Raw genomic sequence first — 17,482 nt, forward strand, 5'->3', positions numbered from 1 at the left:
TGGGGGCGCGAGGGAAGGCGCTCAATAGCGTTCTACTTATAGAAACCTAAACCTAACGGTAGGTCATGAAAGCGATAACCGCTCCTGCCACCACAAGACAACCGCCAATGCGACGCAGTTGTGTGTCCGGTTGTTCGCTCAGTTGCGCGACCATGTTTCTCCAGCCATTGGGTGCAATTAAGGGGCCGAGCCCTTCAACAATAAGTACGAGCCCAATAGCGAGCCAAATTGATTGAGACATGGTTCTGCCTTTTGTGTGTAAAAAAGCAATGATATCAGTATCTTCATACATTCGCCCTCAGTTATCGCTGGTTTATTTTTGTACAGTGTTAACGTTTATGGACAAAAAGTGACTGCAAGAAGTGTGATTCAGTGCTAGAATCCATTTTTAATTAGCAACAGAAATTGGAAAGATGGGAAATAACGTAGTCGTTCTAGGCACCCAATGGGGTGATGAAGGTAAAGGTAAAATCGTTGACCTTTTAACTGAAGATGCAAAATACGTGGTTCGCTACCAAGGCGGTCACAATGCAGGTCACACACTTGTAATTGACGGTGAAAAAACCGTTCTTCACTTAATTCCATCAGGCATCCTACGTAATAACGTTAAATGTGTTATTGGTAACGGTGTAGTATTATCGCCTGACGCACTTCTTAAAGAAATGAAGCCTCTTGAAGATCGCGGTATTCCAGTACGTGAACGTCTTTTCATCTCTGAAGCTTGTCCTCTAATTCTTCCGTACCACATTGCTATCGACAACGCGCGTGAAATCGCTCGTGGCGCTAAAGCTATCGGTACAACAGGTCGTGGTATCGGTCCTGCTTACGAAGATAAAGTTGCTCGTCGCGGTCTACGCGTTGGCGACCTTTTCGATAAAGAAGCATTTGCTGAGAAGCTAAAAGAAGTTATGGAATTCCACAACTTCCAACTAGAGCACTTCTACAAAGCTGAAACAGTAAGCTACGAAGAAGTTCTTGAGCAAGCGATGAGCTACGCAGACATGTTAACTGCGATGGTTATCGACGTAACTGACGAACTAGACGCAGCACGTAAGCGCGGCGACAAGATCATGTTCGAAGGTGCTCAAGGTACGCTACTAGATATCGACCACGGTACTTACCCATACGTAACTTCTTCTAACACTACTGCTGGTGGTGTTGCTGCAGGTTCTGGTTTCGGTCCTCGTCACATCGGTTACATCCTTGGTATTACTAAGGCTTACTGTACTCGTGTTGGTTCAGGTCCATTCCCAACTGAGCTATACGATGGCCTTGAGAAGCAAGACCCAGTTGGTAAGCACCTAGGCGATGTTGGTCACGAGTTTGGCGCAACAACTGGTCGTCTACGTCGTACTGGTTGGTTCGATGCTGTTGCTATGCGTCGTGCAATCCAAATCAACTCTCTATCTGGTATGTGTCTAACTAAACTAGACGTTCTAGATGGCCTAGAAGAACTAAAAATCTGTACTGGTTACAAGATGAAAGATGGTTCTATCCTAGAAGTTTCTCCAATGGCTGCTGAGTCATTTGAAGAAGCGACGCCAATCTACGAAACAATGCCTGGTTGGTCTGAAAACACATTTGGTGCTAAATCTATCGACGCGCTTCCACAAGCTGCTCTAGATTACATCAAGCGTATCGAAGACCTAACTGGCGTTCCAATTGATATCGTATCAACTGGCCCAGATCGTAACGAAACTATCATCAAGGTTCACCCATACGGCGCGTAATGCCCGCTGAGTGATTACCACAGCACCAATATTGCCTTGACAATTAAAGTGCTTTGATAATTAAATCGTTTCTAAAAGCCGACTTTATTAAGTCGGCTTTTTTGTACCTGTAATTTGAAAACGAAGCCGTCTTTGGTGATCTTTTGAACGCCATCTGGCAAAATATTGCCCATTAGCGGCAAGTTTTGTCTAAAGCCATCAGGGTTATTGCCGATACAGATATCATGGAAAGTGAAGTTCACCCTGTTTTGTGCGTGTAGAAATCCTCTGCCCCCCTCAATAGATAACTTTAGCGACAGATAATAGAGTGCAGGTATGAAGCTACGAATTGTAGCAGCTTCATTGATAATGGCGCTGAGCTCATCCTTGAGTCATGCTAATTTGGCTGATGTGGGAGAGCCCGTTCCAATATATACAGAAGCTGAACTGATTAATTTAATCGAAAATAATCAACATCTAGAGCGAGTGAAAGCTGATAAGTGCCAGTTAGTTGAAGATATCGTTGCTCGTGCAACGCGTATTAGCTTGCCTTCTTATGAGTTTTTATACGGCGATATGTTGGCCTGGGGTGTGTGTGTTCCACAAGATGTAGAGCTTGGCCTTTACTATATGGAAAACGCGGCACATCAAGGTTTACCCGCTGCATTAGAGCAGTTAGGTCGTTATTACTCTCGTGGTACTTTGGTACAACAAGACAAAGAGCGTGCGATTCCGTATCTACGTGAAGCGGCTTCGATGGGGAATCTAAGTGCGAGTATTCACTTAGCTGAACTCTTGTTACGTGACTACGGTAGTCCATTGGATTATGAAGATGCTTACCGTTGGTTGTATAACTCGGTAACGGCAGACCAAAGACAACACAGACGTATCACTGTGCTTCGTAGTGGTCTGGAACAGAGAATGCCAGACAATATTATTGCTCGAGCAAAACGTCGAGACGTGTTCTGGTAATACCGAGCAAAAAACCTGTAATGATCCCTGCACTCATTGTTACAGGAAATAAGATTTAAAAAGCCCCGCCTAATTGAATTAGTGCGGGGCTTTTTACGTTTAGATGGTCATGCTATTCGATAGCGAGCTTATTGAACAACCTCACCAGACTCAATGACCGTTTCACGAACAACCTTGGTGAAATCGAGTGCTTCTTGACGAATCTTGTCTTCATCGACGGTTAGCATGTCGCGATCTTGCATGATGATCTTGCCATCAACGATGGTGTGGCGAACGTTACCTGAGTTAGCAGAGTAAACTAATGCTGAGTATGGGTTGTACACTGGAACCATGTTTGGTGCCTTGGTATCGATCACTATGATGTCAGCGAGTTTGCCGGCTTCAAGAGAGCCGATCTTATCTTCCATATGTAGCGCTTTTGCTGCGCCCATGGTCGCCATGTCGATCACTTTGATCGGCGGCATCGCAGCACGATCTTTATTAACTAGTTTGTGAACCTTAGCGACTTGGTTGAACTCATCAATGGTGCTCAGTGTGTTACCAGACATTGGGCCATCAGTACCTAAACCGATACGCACGTTCTCGTCATACATCTTGAGGGCAGGTGATACACCTTTTGCTGACTTGATGTTAGCACTCATGTTATGAGCCACACCCATATCCGATTTCTTCACAAGTTCGATGTCATGATCGTCTACGAGGATCATGTGTGCACCCACCAAGTTTTTGTTGAGTGCGCCAATGCTGTCCATGTACTGAACCGGGGATAACCCATCAGAACGCTCTGCGATTTTGTCTTCTTCACGATGTGATTCTGCAAGGTGAATCATTACTGGTACATCTAACTCTAGAGAGAGCTTAGATATTTTCTGCAGGATCTCTGTGGTGTTGGTGTAAGGAGCATGCGGTGCAAACGCTGGTGTGATGCGTGGGTGATCTTTATATTCTTCAATGAAGTTCAACGCGTACTTAATACCTTCTTCGGCGTTAGCCGCATCGGCTACAGGGAACTTAATCACCGTTTCACCTAGGATGGCACGCATACCAATCTTATCGACGGTTTTTGCGACTTCATCTTCGAAGTAGTACATGTCGGCGTAAGTCGTCACACCGCCTTTGACCATTTCAACGTTACCTAGGTTCGCACCAATGCGTACCATGTCTCGCGATACTAGCTTCTTCTCTAGTGGGAAGATGTAGCGGTGCAGGCGATCTGGCACATCATCGGCCAGTGAACGGAAAACTGTCATTGATACATGAGTATGAGTATTGATAAGACCCGGCATAACGATATCGCCATCAACGTCTAACACTTGCTTAGCTTGGTACTGCTTCTCTAATGAAGCATCACCAACGGCAATGATTTTGTTGTCTTTGACCACAACAGTACCGCTTTCATAAACCGTTTTGTCTTGGTTCATGGTCAGAACCATCGCATCGGTAATCATCAGGTCAGCTTGTTCCATTGCCGAACTTGCGAATGGAAATAGAGCGAGGCTTGCCATAGCTGAAGCCAATAAAGTGCGTTTTAGTTTCATATCATACTCAGAACAGGAGTTGGTAAAGTGCGTGGATAATAGTGTATTTCATTCATGGCGCAAACGTTTGTTTTATCGTTTGCTTGAAATTTTGATGATAGTCCACGTCTATGAAGCGATGTTTCACAAAGCGAAGATATGTATCAATCTGAGGTTATTTGAGTGTTTTCTAAAGCATATCTGTAGCTTACCCCTAGCATCAGATATACTAGGGGTATATACCTTCCTTGCTTAAGCAGGCCCGCCTATGTCAAAAAACACACCAACGTCAGAAAACACGACAGCGACAACCACTGTTGATCCTTTTGCCGACCGAGAGTCGAAAAATTACGATAACCCAGTACCAAGCCGAGAGTTCATTATCTCGTTTCTAACAGAAGCGAATATTCCAATGAACCGTAACGATCTATTCGAAGCTTTGGGTCTGGCTGGAGAGGAACAATACGAAGGGCTGCGTCGTCGTTTACGTGCAATGGAGCGTGATGGACAGCTTATCTTTACTCGTCGTCAGTGCTACGCATTGCCTGAGAAAATGGAACTGATCAAAGGCTATGTGATTGGTCATAAAGACGGTCATGGTTGGGTTCGCCCAGACGGCAGTGTGGGTAAGGACAATGATATCGTGCTGCCGCATCACCAGATGAAAACCATCATGCATGGTGATTACGTATTGGTTCAGCCTACTGATAATAGTAAGCGTGGCCGTCGTGAAGGCCGCTTGGTTCGTGTGCTTGAAGAGCGTAAAACGCCACTTGTTGGTCGCTTCTTCCTAGAGTACGGCCATTCTTACGTTGTTGCTGATGATTCGCGTATTAGTCACGACATCCAGATCCCTACTGAGCATAAAGGCGGTGCTCGAATGGGTAATGTGGTTGTGATTGAGATTACGGATCGCGGTGGTCGTTCTCGTAACATGATGGGTAAAGTAACCGAAGTTCTTGGTGAAAACATGGCGCCGGGTATGGAAACGCAAATTGCGATCCGTACTCACCAGATCCCACAAGAGTGGCCTGAAGCGGTAGATAAGCAAATCGAAAACCTCGGTGAACATGTTCCTGAAGAAGCAAAAGAAGGACGTGTAGACCTACGTAAACTGCCATTGGTTACCATTGATGGTGAAGATGCGCGTGACTTCGATGATGCGGTTTACTGTGAAGCGAAGAAAGGCGGCGGCTGGCGTCTATGGGTAGCGATTGCTGACGTAAGTTACTACGTTCGCCCAGATACAGCGCTAGACAAAGAAGCGATTAACCGTGGTAACTCGGTATACTTCCCGTCACAAGTTGTACCAATGCTGCCTGAAGTGCTTTCAAATGGTTTGTGTTCATTGAACCCTCAAGTAGACCGTTTATGTATGGTGTGTGAGATGACTATCTCAGACAAAGGTAAGCTGTCGGGTTACAAGCACTACGAAGCGGTAATGAACTCTCATGCTCGGCTTACTTACAATAAAGTAGGCGCGATCTTAGATGGCAATGAAGAACTTCGTGAGCGTTACGAGCCAGAAGTACCGCATCTTGAAGAACTGCATAAGATGTACAAAGTTCTGAAGAAAACGCGTGATGAGCGTGGTGCGATTGAGTTTGAAACGGTAGAAACCAAATTTATCTTCAATGCGGATCGTAAGATCGACCGTATTGAGCCAGTAATTCGTAACGACGCACACAAGATCATCGAAGAGTGTATGATTCTTGCGAATATCGCATCGGCATCTTACGTAGAAAAAGCGAAAGAGCCTGCTCTGTACCGTGTTCATGAAACTCCGGGCGAAGAGCGCTTAATGGGCTTCAAGAGCTTCTTAAGTGAATTAGGCTTAACACTGGAAGGTGGTTTGTCACCATCTCCGGTAGACTACGCACAACTGATGCAACAGATTAACGAGCGTGAAGATCGTGAGTTAATCCAAACCATGCTATTGCGTTCAATGAAGCAAGCAGTCTACAACGCGGATAACGCAGGTCACTTTGGTTTAGCTCTTAAGCGCTATGCTCACTTTACTTCGCCGATTCGTCGTTACCCTGACTTGCTATTGCACCGTGCGATTAAGTACCTAATTGCGAAAGAAGGCGGTCGTAACAGCGAACGTTGGACGCCAACGGGTGGTTACCACTACACTTTCGATGATATGGACTTCTACGGCGAGCAGTGTTCAATGACTGAGCGTCGTGCAGATGATGCAACGCGTGAAGTGAACGACTGGCTGAAATGTGAATACATGCAAGACCATGTCGGTGAAGTGATGGATGGTGTGATTGCCAACGTAACTGGCTTTGGTTTCTTTGTACGTCTAACTGAACTACACATCGATGGCTTGGTACATATCTCTGCGCTAGCGAACGATTACTACCAATTTGATGCTGTTGGTCAGCGTCTAGTAGGTGAAAGCTCAGGTAACATCTACCGATTGGGTGATTCGGTTAAAGTGAAGGTTTCTGCGGTTAACTTAGAAACTCGCCAAATCGACTTTGATTTAGAAGACACCGATCGTCAGCCACGTGGTAAAGGCAAAACAGCCAAGAAGCGTGCCGCTGAAGCGATGAAAAAGGCGAAAAGTAAGAAGCGTTCAGCGGTGAAAAGCAATAAGCCGGGCGTTTCAGCGAAGCCTTTAGTCGAGCCAACTAAGCGACCAGATGGAAGCAGCGAAGGCCCAGCTAAGAAGAAAAAGTCATCGAACAAAACTGGAGCTGCTAAAGCTCGCGCTAAGAAAAAGCGTGCTGCAAGCCGTAAGCCAAAGGCTGATAAGTCTTAAGACTGATAAATCTTAAGATTAATAAGGCGCTCTGCTAATCAGGTTTAGCGCCTAACTGATTTAATACGAAATGACTTTAATGCGAGAGTATCAGGCGCAAGACGCATACTCTCGAAATAAACAATACAGAGATGAATGCGTCGGGTTTGATGTCATTCTTCTCTGAGCAATAAGAGTAAGTTGAGACAATGAGTAACGAATTTATTTACGGTATTCACGCGGTGAAAGCCGTACTAGAAAAAGATCCAGCACGTTTTATCGAAGCGTATGTACTGAAAGGTCGCCAAGACGAGCGTCTTCTTCCATTGCTGAACCAACTGCAACAGTTCGGTGTGTCGATCCAACAGATGGGCCGTAAGCCGCTTGATGAAAAAGCACAAGGTGCAAACCACCAAGGCATTATCGCTAAGGTGAAGCCTGCTAAGCAGCTCAACGAAACTCACCTAGACGACATCCTAGCGCAGCACGAACAACCGCTATTGTTAGTTCTAGATGGCGTAACAGACCCGCACAACCTTGGTGCTTGTCTACGTAACGCGGATGCCGCAGGTGTCGCTGCGGTTATCGTACCGAAAGATCGCTCTTCACCGTTAACAGCAACGGTAAGCAAGGTAGCGTGTGGTGCGGCTGAAACAGTTCCTCTCGTGCGTGTAACCAACCTAGCTCGCACAATGCGTGCACTGCAAGAGCAGGGCGTATGGTTTGTGGGTACGGCAGGTGAAGCAACGCATGATATCTACCAAGCGAAACTAACAGGCCCTCTTGCGGTAGTTATGGGTGCAGAAGGTGACGGTATGCGTCGTCTAACGCGTGAAACCTGTGATGATCTGATTAAGATCCCAATGGCAGGTAGCGTGTCGAGCTTAAACGTTTCTGTAGCATCCGGTATCTGTTTATTTGAAGCAGTACGCCAGCGTTTAGCTCAGTAATAGATTGAAAATATTCAAATATTAAACGCTCATTACTTAGGTGGTGGGCGTTTGTTTTATCTGCTCAAATAGGGTGGAAATTGCGATTACTGGATGGCTAGATGGCGAAAGAAAAACTGTTTCATTATTCGCCAAATATCACTTGCCAATACAGGGTTCTTTCTATAATATTTGCCGTCCTTAAAACTCGGTCATTTATCTTTAGTTCCTTGCTTCCTCTGGACGACCGGGCCACTCGTGGAAGCTAATAATCCGTAAGGAGCAACCAAATGCGTCATTACGAAATCGTATTCATGGTTCACCCTGATCAAAGCGAGCAAGTTGCTGGCATGATCGAGCGTTACACTGGTTCTATCACTGAAGCTGGCGGTACTATCCACCGTCTAGAAGACTGGGGTCGTCGTCAAATGGCTTACCCAATCAACAAGCTTCACAAAGCTCACTACGTTCTTATGAACGTTGAAGCTGGTCAAGAAGTGATTGACGAGCTAGAAACTGCTTTCCGTTTCAACGATGCAGTTCTACGTAACATGATCATGCGCACTAAAGGCGCTGTGACTGAGCAATCTATTATGCTTAAGCAAAAAGAAGAGCGTGCAGAGCGTGCTCCTCGTCGCGAAGAGCGTACAGAAGCTAAACCAGAAGCAGCTGCTGAGTAATTCTTTTTTGGCTTAACGCCTTAAAAAATTCTCAACTTGTTTTAGGTCGTTGATAGTTATTTCGATAATTGTGAAAGACCGCTTTACTAAATTTAAGATCAGGAGATAGCCCATGGCTCGTTTCTTCCGTCGTCGTAAATTCTGCCGTTTCACTGCAGAAGGCGTACAAGAGATTGACTACAAAGACGTAGCAACTCTTAAAAACTACATCACTGAAGCTGGTAAAATCGTACCTAGCCGTATCACTGGTACAAGCGCTAAGTACCAGCGTCAACTAGCTCGCGCTATCAAGCGTTCTCGTTACCTAGCTCTACTACCGTACACTGACAAGCATCAGTAATCGGTAATAGTTAATAATAGTTTAAGAGGACTAAGATAATGCAAGTTATTCTACTTGATAAGATCGGTAACCTAGGTGGCCTTGGCGACCAAGTAAACGTTAAATCTGGTTACGCTCGTAACTTCCTTATCCCACAGGGTAAAGCAGTTATGGCAACTAAAGACAACGTTGCTATGTTCGAAACTCGTCGTGCTGAACTAGAAGCTAAAGTTGCTGAGCAACTAGCTGCTGCTGAAGCTCGTGCAGAGAGCGTTAACACTCTAGAAGGCGTTACAATCGCTTCTAAAGCTGGTGACGAAGGTAAACTATTCGGTTCTATCGGTACTCGTGACATCGCTGACGCTATTACAGCGGCAGGTGTTGCAGTAGCTAAGAGCGAAGTACGCCTACCTGAAGGCGCTCTACGTAACATCGGCGAATTCGAAGTAAGCATCCAACTTCACTCTGAAGTTTTTGCTACTGCGAAAATCGCTATCGTTGCAGCTGAGTAATTTCAGTACCAAGACGAATTCTTTCTTTTGAAAGTTTTAAACACCAGCTTCGGCTGGTGTTTTTTTATGTCTGGAATATAGGAAAGTACAAGGAAGGGTTGTGGTAAGTAAAAAGCTTACAGTGATCCATAAGCTGTTATTGCTGAACTGGCCGTTCTCAAGGTTAGAAGTGATCTTAAGATTAGAATTGGAATAGCAGGTTTATAGATAGAACAGAGTCTTCTTTGCTTAATCCTTCAGGCACTTTATCGTGGTATTGGCGAGAGTGAGCGATCTTCAGCGCGATATTGTCAGTAATATCATTGATGGCTTCGAGTTCGGTATCAAACTTTAGGTTACTGTGGCCAGACACTAATGTCACATCCGCTTTTAGCTGCAGATTCTTCAATACCTGCCAAGACGTATTCACGTTGCCACGAAAAATCGCTTCTTCAACAATCTCTGGGAAGATGATGTCATCATCGTCTAGCTCATCGAGATTCGGCTCTTGGTAACGAAAACCCGGACCGACTTCGACTTCCAATACAAACTCTTCTGTATTTGAAAACTGGTAACCCAGACCGCTCGAAACAGTGTAGTCCTTAAAGTAGGCGCTGTATCGTGAGTCGACGCCTTTAAAACTGCCGTAAAGGTAGGTTTTAGGGCTTAACTTGTAGTCACTCTGAGCCGAGTAAGTCGATTGCCTTTTATCTTCTTCGCCATCTTTGTAGAGGTTGTAGTATTTCCATTCGCCACTGGTTCTATGACGACCAGCCGTGTACTCACCGTTCAGGCGTGCGTTAAGCGACCGTGAATCAGAATTACCAGTATGCGACTGATATCCAAATTCGACTTCCGTTTTTAGTGGGCTCGGCAGTTCTGTGTCACTTGTATCATTCGGTGCGATATCCATATCTTTTTCTTCAGGTGTCGGTGCAACGACGATCGGCTCAGCAGTAGGTTCTGGTACTACTATAGAGTCGAGAATTGCATCAACAGAGGCTTTAGCATCATCAGCTAAGGCCTGCGGAGTGCTCAGGAGACCAGTGCTCAGAAGACAAGTGCTCAGAGCCAATAATTTGGACACGCATACCTCTAGTTATACAGTGAGTGAATGGCAGGATCGTAATGCTACCCTTGGTTAATTCCGTCAGCAATAGGTAAATTCTTCCTGAAGAATAAAACAAACTCATAGGATCGGATTACAAACGGATGTTCTTGGGTATAATGAACGATCATTATTAGTTATTGAGTGTAGTCATAGTGGATACCAAAAGTCAGAAATCAGCCAACGATCAGGTGGACGCCATCAAGGTCCCGCCACATTCATTAGAAGCTGAGCAATCTGTTATTGGCGGTTTGTTATTGGATAACGAGCGCTGGGATACGGTTGCCGAAAAGGTTGTGGCCAAAGACTTTTATAGCCGTCCTCACCGTCTCATCTTTGAAGCGGTAAAAGATATCCTTGAAGAGAGCTCTCCTCTGGATCTTATTACACTCTCTGAACATTTAGAGCTGCGTGAGCAACTTGAAGAAGTGGGTGGCTTTGCTTACCTAGCTGACCTAGCGAAAAACACACCAAGTGCCGCAAACATCAATGCGTATGCGGATATCGTGGCGCAACGTGCACTCGTTCGTAGCCTGATCGGGGTGGCGAATGAGATTGCGGATTCTGGTTATGACCCACAAGGTCGTACATCGGAAGAGCTGGTTGATCTTGCTGAAAGTAAAGTCTTCGCGATAGCCGAAGGCCGTGCAAGTGAAAACGAAGGTCCGCAAAACGTTGATAGTATTCTAGAAAAGACGCTAGAGCGTATCGAGATCCTATACAAAACGCCACAAGATGGTGTGACCGGTGTCGATACCGGTTTCAACGACCTCAATAAAAAGACTGCTGGCCTACAAGGTTCTGATTTAATCATTGTCGCCGCTCGTCCATCGATGGGTAAAACGACCTTCGCGATGAACTTGTGTGAAAATGCGGCGATGAAGCAAGACAAGCCAGTGCTAATCTTCTCGCTAGAGATGCCAGCCGAACAGCTGATGATGCGTATGCTTGCGTCACTTTCTCGCGTAGACCAAACCAAAATTCGTACCGGTCAACTGGACGATGAAGATTGGGCTCGTATCTCGTCGAGTATGGGTATTCTGATGGATAAGAAGAATATGTATATCGATGACAGCTCGGGTCTAACGCCAACCGAAGTACGCTCTCGTGCTCGACGTATTGCTCGTGAACACGATGGTATATCTATGATCATGATAGATTACCTTCAATTAATGCGTGTACCTTCATTATCAGATAACCGTACTCTTGAAATCGCCGAGATCTCTCGCTCATTGAAAGCGTTGGCGAAAGAACTGAACGTTCCGGTTGTCGCACTTTCTCAGCTTAACCGTTCCCTAGAGCAACGTGCTGATAAGCGCCCAGTAAACTCGGATTTGCGTGAATCGGGTTCGATTGAGCAAGATGCCGATTTGATCATGTTTATCTATCGTGATGAGGTTTATAACCCAGACAGCTCACTGAAAGGTATTGCTGAGATCATCCTTGGTAAGCAGCGTAACGGTCCTATCGGTTCGGTTCGCTTGACATTCCAAGGTCAACACTCCCGATTTGATAACTATGCAGGTCCTGCATTTGATGATGAGTAATCGCTAATGACTTACATGAAAGCGGCGACGGCGAGCATTGATTTAAACGCGCTCGAACATAACCTGAACCAGATAAAGTCGAAGGCTCCTCAGTGCAAGGTAATGTCTGTTGTAAAAGCCAATGGTTACGGACATGGCTTACTGCATATCGCCAAGCATTCAAAAAGCTCTGATGCTTTTGGTGTGGCGCGTATTGAAGAAGCGTTACAACTGCGTGCTGGTGGCATTGTTAAACCTATTTTGTTGCTGGAAGGGTTTTACTCTTCGGGCGATTTACCGATATTGGTGACCAATAACATTCAAACGGTAGTGCATTGTGAAGAGCAATTAAGCGCGCTAGAGGATGCGGATTTGGAAACCCCCGTTGTGGTATGGCTAAAAGTCGACAGTGGTATGCATCGATTAGGTGTTCGCCCTGAGCAATACCAAAACTTTGTTGAGCGTTTGCATCAATGTGCAAACGTAGCTAAACCTCTGCGTTACATGAGCCATTTCGGTTGTGCTGATGAACTAGATAGAACCACCACCGTTGAACAGACTGAGCTTTTCTTGTCTCTTACAGAAGGTTGTGAAGGTGAGCGTTCACTTGCTGCTTCTGCGGGTTTACTCGCTTGGCCTGACAGCCACCTTGATTGGGTTCGCCCAGGAATCATCTCTTACGGTGTATCTCCGTTTGTGGATAAATCAGCGCAAGAGCTTGGCTTTTTGCCAGTGATGACTTTGACCTCACACCTGATAGCGGTTCGCGATGTGAAATCCGGTGAAAGTGTTGGTTATGGCGGAAACTGGACCAGTGAACGTGATACCAAGGTTGGAGTTATCGCGATTGGTTACGGTGATGGCTATCCTCGTACAGCACCTAACGGCACACCAGTGTTCGTTAACGGTCGAAAAGTACCGATCGCAGGACGAGTATCCATGGATATGCTAACGGTTGACCTAGGCCCTGATGCGGCTGATAAAGTCGGTGATGAGGCGACGCTATGGGGTAAAGACTTACCTTCAGAAGAAGTGGCGGAACATATTGGCACTATCGCTTACGAGTTGGTTACGAAACTGACTTCGCGTGTTGCGATGGAGTATGTGAAGTAATCATGGATCTTATAAAGTAAATGATGTTCAAGCGAACGACTCGACACTTAGTGATGTCAGTGATGGCGCTACTTGGTGTCAGCTTTTCTTCCTCTGCTTTGAGTGAAGAAAAAGATTCAGCCTTTGTCCCTTTCTACTTCAGCACCGAAACAATGGGTAACACCTTTGGGGTTGCGGGTGTCGCAAAGGGTGTTTGGCAACCTCAAGCCGCTCTGTTTGGTATGGCACTTTATTCAGATAAAGATAGCTACGTCGGTTTCTTATCAGCCTTTAATTTTGCATTGTCTGAGAGCGTACTGTTCAGCACTCAGATGTATCAAGCTCGCTTCAACGACAACCCGTATTACATTGGCTCTCAAGGCGATAATGATTCATCCATTGATGACAAAACCATTGCCGATGGCTTAGAAGAAAACTATCAGTTTGAGTTTAAGTACCTGCTGCCTTGGGGCAATGTTGCAGAATATGGCTTGTTAGGGGCATTTCAACCGATCAAAGACGTGAGCCTTGCTTCGCCCGTTGAGTCGGGTGTCAGCTCGATTGTCTTTACACCTTTTTATACTTCCCGAGAGTTAGAAGGCTTAAACAATTCTGAAGAGGCGACGGGCTTTAGTTTGGCGTTTGATTGGGATAACCGTGATAGCACACGTAACCCAACCAAGGGCTCTCATACTAACTTAGAATTCACCACCGGAGCAGAAAGCTGGTCTAATGATGACTTGTGGCTCAAGTGGACCTTCCAAAATAGTCAGTACTTTGCTTTAGGTCCTTTAGGGGACTTATTCGATCAACAAGTTTTAGCATTCGATTTCTATACGGCTGACACGCCTACATGGGATAACTGCTCTGGGCAAGATTGTGCTCGTCCACCGGAGACCGAGCAAGCTCGATTAGGTGGCTTGTATCGATTACGAGGTTATACCGGAGGCCGTTATCACGGTCGCTCTGCAGTGCATTACTCTGCAGAGTATCGAGTGCTTCCTGACTGGCAACCTTTGGGCGATATCCCACTGATTAACTACTACGACTTGCCTTGGTGGCAATGGGTAGCGTTTGCTGAAGTAGGGCGTGTTGCCGATGAGTACGACATTAAAACACTGCATACAGACATGAAGTGGAGCTTAGGTGGCGCGGTTCGTTTCCAAGTGGAAGGCATTGTTGTTCGTGCTGAATTAGCGCGAGGTGGTGATGAAGGGACCTTTAGGGTCATGATAAATCAGCCCTTCTAAAGCTTTCGGCCTACAGTAGGCCAAATACTATTTTTATAAGAGTGGTTGTGGAAACGCACCACTCTTTTTTATTAACAAGATATTGTTTTTATTAAGGAGATCTTGTTTTCAAGCAGTCTACTCACCTTGCATCGTAGCAATCACAGTTCGGCTTCCACCACAATCCCGGTGCTCTCCTAAGTAAATGCCCTGCCATGTTCCTAAAGCTAAACGACCATTGCTAATTGGTATTGTCACACTGGTGCCAAGTGTCGATGCTTTAATGTGGGCAGGCATGTCATCATCACCTTCGTAGGTGTGTCTGTAGTAGGGCGCTCGCTCTGGGATAAACTTATTGAAGTGCGACTCCATATCGGTACGGACGGTAGGATCTGCGTTTTCATTTAATGTGATGCTGGCAGAGGTGTGTTGGATAAAAAGATGTAATAAACCAACAGATAGAGAATTGATATCGTGTATCTGTTGTTCAATTTCATCAGTAATGAGATGAAATCCACGCTTTCGTGCATTTAGGTGTATAGTCTTCTGAATCCACATACGCCATCCTTTATAATGTATTTGGAAAAAAAGTGGTTTAACGCTATCTTTTGAACTTGAATTTATCAGGTATCGCTCACATTTAATTATGTTAGAGCTAGAGTCTGTACTGATTCTTCTGTCAGGAAATCTAATCCTGATTTATCTCAAGGTACAGCTCTTCATATGCGGCATAATACGTCGTGAAAAAAAATTACAAAGAATCTTTCAGTGGTGGCGCGGTTTGGTCATCACAGAAAAATATAAACTTTCGCCTAATCGGGGGTTCTATTCATCACCTAGGTGACGTTTAGAATAAAACCTACAGTAACATCGGGATAGATACCATGTTGAAAAATATCAACCCAACGCATACACAAGCGTGGAAAGCTCTAACGGCACATTTTGAGTCTGCTCAAGATATGGATATGAAAGAGCTGTTTGCTCAAGATGCAAAGCGTTTCGAGAGCTTTTCTACTCGTTTCGGTTCTGACATCTTAGTCGATTACTCTAAGAACCTTATCGATGCTGAAACTATGCAGCACCTATTTGCTCTTGCGAACGAGACTGAAGTTAAGTCTGCAATTGAAGCAATGTTCGGTGGTGATGCAATCAACAAGACTGAAGGTCGTTCAGTACTTCACACAGCTCTACGTAACCGTAGCGACAACCCAGTAATGGTTGATGGCAAAGACGTAATGCCAGCAGTGAACGCAGTACTAGCAAAAATGGAACTGTTCACGCACCGCATCGTTTCTGGTGAGTGGAAAGGTTACACAGGTAAAGAGATCACTGATGTAGTTAACATCGGTATCGGCGGTTCGGACCTTGGTCCATACATGGTGACTGAAGCTCTAACGCCATATAAAACTCGTCTAAACATGCACTTCGTTTCTAACGTAGATGGCACTCACATCGTTGAGACACTTAAGCCTCTGAACCCAGAAACAACGCTATTCTTAGTGGCATCTAAAACATTCACTACTCAAGAAACAATGACTAACGCGCACTCTGCACGTGATTGGTTCTTGGCTGAAGCGGGTGACAACGCACACGTAGCTAAACACTTCGCAGCACTATCAACTAATGCAACTGCAGTTGCTGAGTTTGGTATCGATACTGACAACATGTTCGAATTCTGGGACTGGGTTGGTGGCCGTTACTCACTATGGTCTGCGATCGGTCTTTCTATTTCTCTTTCTGTTGGCTTCGATAACTTCGTTGAGCTACTAGAAGGTGCTCACGAGATGGATAACCACTTTGCTTCAACTGAGTTTGAAAGCAACATTCCAGTCATCCTTGCGCTTATCGGTATTTGGTACAACAACTTCCACGGCGCTGAGTCAGAAGCAATTCTACCTTACGATCAATACATGCACCGTTTTGCTGCTTACTTCCAGCAAGGTAACATGGAATCAAACGGTAAGTTTGTAGACCGTGAAGGTAACCCGGTAGAGTACCAAACTGGTCCTATCATCTGGGGTGAACCTGGTACAAACGGCCAGCACGCTTTCTACCAACTGATTCACCAAGGCACTAAGCTGATCCCATCAGACTTCATCGCGCCTGCTATCAGCCACAACCCAGCATCTGATCACCACCAGAAGCTAATGTCTAACTTCTTTGCTCAAACTGAAGCTCTAGCTTTCGGTAAGACAAAAGAGACTGTAGAAGCTGAATTCCTAGCTGCGGGCAAAACAGCTGAAGAAGTTGCTGAGCTAGTACCTTTCAAAGTGTTTGAAGGTAACCGCCCAACGAACTCAATTCTTGTTAAGCAAATCAACCCTCGCTCTTTAGGTAACCTAATCGCGATGTACGAGCACAAGATCTTTGTTCAAGGTGTTATCTGGAACATCTTCAGCTTCGACCAATGGGGTGTAGAACTTGGTAAGCAACTAGCAAACCAAATTCTTCCAGAGCTTGCTGATGATGCTCAAGTAACATCTCACGACAGCTCAACGAACGGTCTAATCAACGCATTTAAAGCGCTTAAAGCTTAATTGAGTCGATAGCATCCAAAAAACGCCAACCTTCGGGTTGGCGTTTTTGTATCTGTAGAGCAAGCAATGGTTAAATCGCAGGTAATAAAAAAGGCTGGCATTATGCCAACCTTCTTTGATACTCAGTACTGCTAGAAATAAACAGCTGTTATTCGAAACAGATCTCGATGAAAGCATTACCCCATTGAGATGAAAAAGGCATGATGATGATTGCCCCATCACACTTGTGACGAATCGTATGACCTTTACCGGAAACCACGATTGGCGTTGCCATATCGAAGTCAAAACCGCTTTCCGCAAGAATACGTTTTGCACCGCCAGTCACCATGTTAGTGATTTCACCCACCATATCGGTCACTTCTTCGTTGAGGCCGTTTGGTCGTTCACCGAGCATGTTTTCCATGATTTCGAGAGCGAGACCTTCATCAAAGGTGATCGACATAGAGCCACGAGATTGTGTACCCACCATGCCAATTAGGCCGGATACATCGCCACGAGCGATTTCATCTTTCTTAACTCTTGGTTTTTGTGGCTTCAATTCTAGAGAAGCCATCGTTTTTAGTACGTTCATCAAAGAAGCTAAAAACGGGTTTACAAATTCAGCGCGCATAATGTTCTTCTATA

Annotated in this window: 16 protein-coding genes; 11 read left to right on the top strand and 5 right to left on the bottom strand. The window is 45.3% G+C overall.

Annotated elements, in window-relative coordinates; translation table 11 throughout:
• Positions 1 to 52: 52 nt before the first annotated feature.
• Positions 53 to 241, bottom strand: coding sequence for a DUF2065 domain-containing protein (locus tag OC193_RS01370; protein WP_010434105.1), 189 nt, complete (start codon positions 239 to 241; stop codon positions 53 to 55).
• Positions 242 to 413: 172 nt separating this feature from the next.
• Between OC193_RS01370 and OC193_RS01375 the strand changes: the two genes are divergently transcribed.
• Together OC193_RS01375 and motX are read left to right on the top strand one after the other, a co-directional pair.
• Entirely contained in the window at positions 414 to 1,730 is a 1,317-nt protein-coding gene (locus tag OC193_RS01375; protein WP_010434108.1) for an adenylosuccinate synthase, read from the top strand.
• Between the two features lie 315 nt (positions 1,731 to 2,045).
• The gene (gene motX, locus OC193_RS01380) at positions 2,046 to 2,681 is read left to right on the top strand and encodes a flagellar protein MotX (RefSeq protein ID WP_048661600.1); all 636 of its coding nucleotides are present in this window, start codon (positions 2,046 to 2,048) and stop codon (positions 2,679 to 2,681) included.
• Between the two features lie 128 nt (positions 2,682 to 2,809).
• Here motX and OC193_RS01385 read toward each other — a convergent pair whose 3' ends face one another.
• Complete coding sequence (locus OC193_RS01385) at positions 2,810 to 4,219, bottom strand: amidohydrolase (protein WP_048661601.1); 1,410 nt, start codon at positions 4,217 to 4,219, stop codon at positions 2,810 to 2,812.
• Positions 4,220 to 4,466: 247 nt separating this feature from the next.
• Between OC193_RS01385 and rnr the strand changes: the two genes are divergently transcribed.
• The 5 genes from rnr to rplI all read left to right on the top strand — a co-directional run bounded on the left by rnr (position 4,467) and on the right by rplI (position 9,387).
• Positions 4,467 to 6,968, top strand: coding sequence for a ribonuclease R (gene rnr / locus OC193_RS01390; protein WP_048662764.1), 2,502 nt, complete (start codon positions 4,467 to 4,469; stop codon positions 6,966 to 6,968).
• A gap of 188 nt (positions 6,969 to 7,156) precedes the next feature.
• On the top strand, positions 7,157 to 7,897 hold the full coding sequence (gene rlmB, locus OC193_RS01395) for a 23S rRNA (guanosine(2251)-2'-O)-methyltransferase RlmB (protein ID WP_017632696.1): 741 nt from the start codon (positions 7,157 to 7,159) through the stop codon (positions 7,895 to 7,897).
• A gap of 269 nt (positions 7,898 to 8,166) precedes the next feature.
• The gene (rpsF, locus tag OC193_RS01400; protein ID WP_004741278.1) at positions 8,167 to 8,556 is read left to right on the top strand and encodes a 30S ribosomal protein S6; all 390 of its coding nucleotides are present in this window, start codon (positions 8,167 to 8,169) and stop codon (positions 8,554 to 8,556) included.
• Positions 8,557 to 8,668: 112 nt separating this feature from the next.
• On the top strand, positions 8,669 to 8,896 hold the full coding sequence (gene rpsR / locus OC193_RS01405) for a 30S ribosomal protein S18 (RefSeq protein ID WP_000090472.1): 228 nt from the start codon (positions 8,669 to 8,671) through the stop codon (positions 8,894 to 8,896).
• Between the two features lie 38 nt (positions 8,897 to 8,934).
• Positions 8,935 to 9,387, top strand: coding sequence for a 50S ribosomal protein L9 (rplI, locus tag OC193_RS01410; RefSeq protein WP_010434182.1), 453 nt, complete (start codon positions 8,935 to 8,937; stop codon positions 9,385 to 9,387).
• A 181-nt stretch (positions 9,388 to 9,568) separates the two neighbouring features.
• On the opposite strand, the gene OC193_RS01415 is transcribed toward rplI, so the two are convergent.
• Positions 9,569 to 10,453, bottom strand: coding sequence for a DUF481 domain-containing protein (locus tag OC193_RS01415; protein ID WP_048662765.1), 885 nt, complete (start codon positions 10,451 to 10,453; stop codon positions 9,569 to 9,571).
• Between the two features lie 176 nt (positions 10,454 to 10,629).
• Here OC193_RS01415 and OC193_RS01420 point away from each other — a divergent pair, with 176 nt between their 5' ends.
• Genes OC193_RS01420 through OC193_RS01430 form a run of 3 tightly spaced genes read left to right on the top strand, consistent with a single transcriptional unit; the run spans position 10,630 to position 14,342 of the window.
• Positions 10,630 to 12,021 carry a replicative DNA helicase gene (locus tag OC193_RS01420; RefSeq protein ID WP_016767560.1) on the top strand — a complete coding sequence of 464 codons (1,392 nt, stop codon included), beginning with the start codon at positions 10,630 to 10,632 and terminating at the stop codon, positions 12,019 to 12,021.
• 6 nt (positions 12,022 to 12,027) lie between these two features.
• Positions 12,028 to 13,113 carry an alanine racemase gene (alr, locus tag OC193_RS01425; protein ID WP_048661604.1) on the top strand — a complete coding sequence of 362 codons (1,086 nt, stop codon included), beginning with the start codon at positions 12,028 to 12,030 and terminating at the stop codon, positions 13,111 to 13,113.
• Positions 13,114 to 13,136: 23 nt separating this feature from the next.
• Positions 13,137 to 14,342: a BamA/TamA family outer membrane protein gene (locus OC193_RS01430; protein WP_048661611.1), complete on the top strand. Its 1,206-nt coding sequence runs from the start codon at positions 13,137 to 13,139 to the stop codon at positions 14,340 to 14,342.
• A gap of 117 nt (positions 14,343 to 14,459) precedes the next feature.
• Here OC193_RS01430 and OC193_RS01435 read toward each other — a convergent pair whose 3' ends face one another.
• Positions 14,460 to 14,879, bottom strand: coding sequence for a secondary thiamine-phosphate synthase enzyme YjbQ (locus OC193_RS01435; RefSeq protein ID WP_048661605.1), 420 nt, complete (start codon positions 14,877 to 14,879; stop codon positions 14,460 to 14,462).
• 326 nt (positions 14,880 to 15,205) lie between these two features.
• On the opposite strand from OC193_RS01435, the gene pgi reads away from it, so the two are divergent.
• A complete protein-coding gene (pgi, locus tag OC193_RS01440) occupies positions 15,206 to 16,858 on the top strand; it encodes a glucose-6-phosphate isomerase (protein WP_048610687.1) in 1,653 nt (550 codons plus the stop codon).
• Positions 16,859 to 17,006: 148 nt separating this feature from the next.
• On the opposite strand, the gene OC193_RS01445 is transcribed toward pgi, so the two are convergent.
• A complete protein-coding gene (locus tag OC193_RS01445; RefSeq protein WP_017059940.1) occupies positions 17,007 to 17,468 on the bottom strand; it encodes a chemotaxis protein CheX in 462 nt (153 codons plus the stop codon).
• Positions 17,469 to 17,482 lie beyond the last annotated feature (14 nt).

Origin of the sequence: Vibrio crassostreae (assembly GCF_024347415.1) — a bacterium.
GTDB lineage: Bacteria > Pseudomonadota > Gammaproteobacteria > Enterobacterales > Vibrionaceae > Vibrio > Vibrio crassostreae.

What these genes read in the sequence shown, in the direction of transcription:
- rpsF (WP_004741278.1), top strand. Translation starts at nt 8,167, where the DNA reads ATGCGTCATTACGAAATCGTATTCATGGTTCACCCTGATCAAAGCGAG.
- OC193_RS01385 (WP_048661601.1), bottom strand. Translation starts at nt 4,219, where the DNA reads ATGAAACTAAAACGCACTTTATTGGCTTCAGCTATGGCAAGCCTCGCT.
- OC193_RS01445 (WP_017059940.1), bottom strand. Translation starts at nt 17,468, where the DNA reads ATGCGCGCTGAATTTGTAAACCCGTTTTTAGCTTCTTTGATGAACGTA.
- rnr (WP_048662764.1), top strand. Translation starts at nt 4,467, where the DNA reads ATGTCAAAAAACACACCAACGTCAGAAAACACGACAGCGACAACCACT.
- rpsR (WP_000090472.1), top strand. Translation starts at nt 8,669, where the DNA reads ATGGCTCGTTTCTTCCGTCGTCGTAAATTCTGCCGTTTCACTGCAGAA.
- pgi (WP_048610687.1), top strand. Translation starts at nt 15,206, where the DNA reads ATGTTGAAAAATATCAACCCAACGCATACACAAGCGTGGAAAGCTCTA.
- alr (WP_048661604.1), top strand. Translation starts at nt 12,028, where the DNA reads ATGACTTACATGAAAGCGGCGACGGCGAGCATTGATTTAAACGCGCTC.
- OC193_RS01435 (WP_048661605.1), bottom strand. Translation starts at nt 14,879, where the DNA reads ATGTGGATTCAGAAGACTATACACCTAAATGCACGAAAGCGTGGATTT.
- rlmB (WP_017632696.1), top strand. Translation starts at nt 7,157, where the DNA reads ATGAGTAACGAATTTATTTACGGTATTCACGCGGTGAAAGCCGTACTA.
- OC193_RS01430 (WP_048661611.1), top strand. Translation starts at nt 13,137, where the DNA reads ATGTTCAAGCGAACGACTCGACACTTAGTGATGTCAGTGATGGCGCTA.
- OC193_RS01370 (WP_010434105.1), bottom strand. Translation starts at nt 241, where the DNA reads ATGTCTCAATCAATTTGGCTCGCTATTGGGCTCGTACTTATTGTTGAA.
- motX (WP_048661600.1), top strand. Translation starts at nt 2,046, where the DNA reads ATGAAGCTACGAATTGTAGCAGCTTCATTGATAATGGCGCTGAGCTCA.
- OC193_RS01375 (WP_010434108.1), top strand. Translation starts at nt 414, where the DNA reads ATGGGAAATAACGTAGTCGTTCTAGGCACCCAATGGGGTGATGAAGGT.
- rplI (WP_010434182.1), top strand. Translation starts at nt 8,935, where the DNA reads ATGCAAGTTATTCTACTTGATAAGATCGGTAACCTAGGTGGCCTTGGC.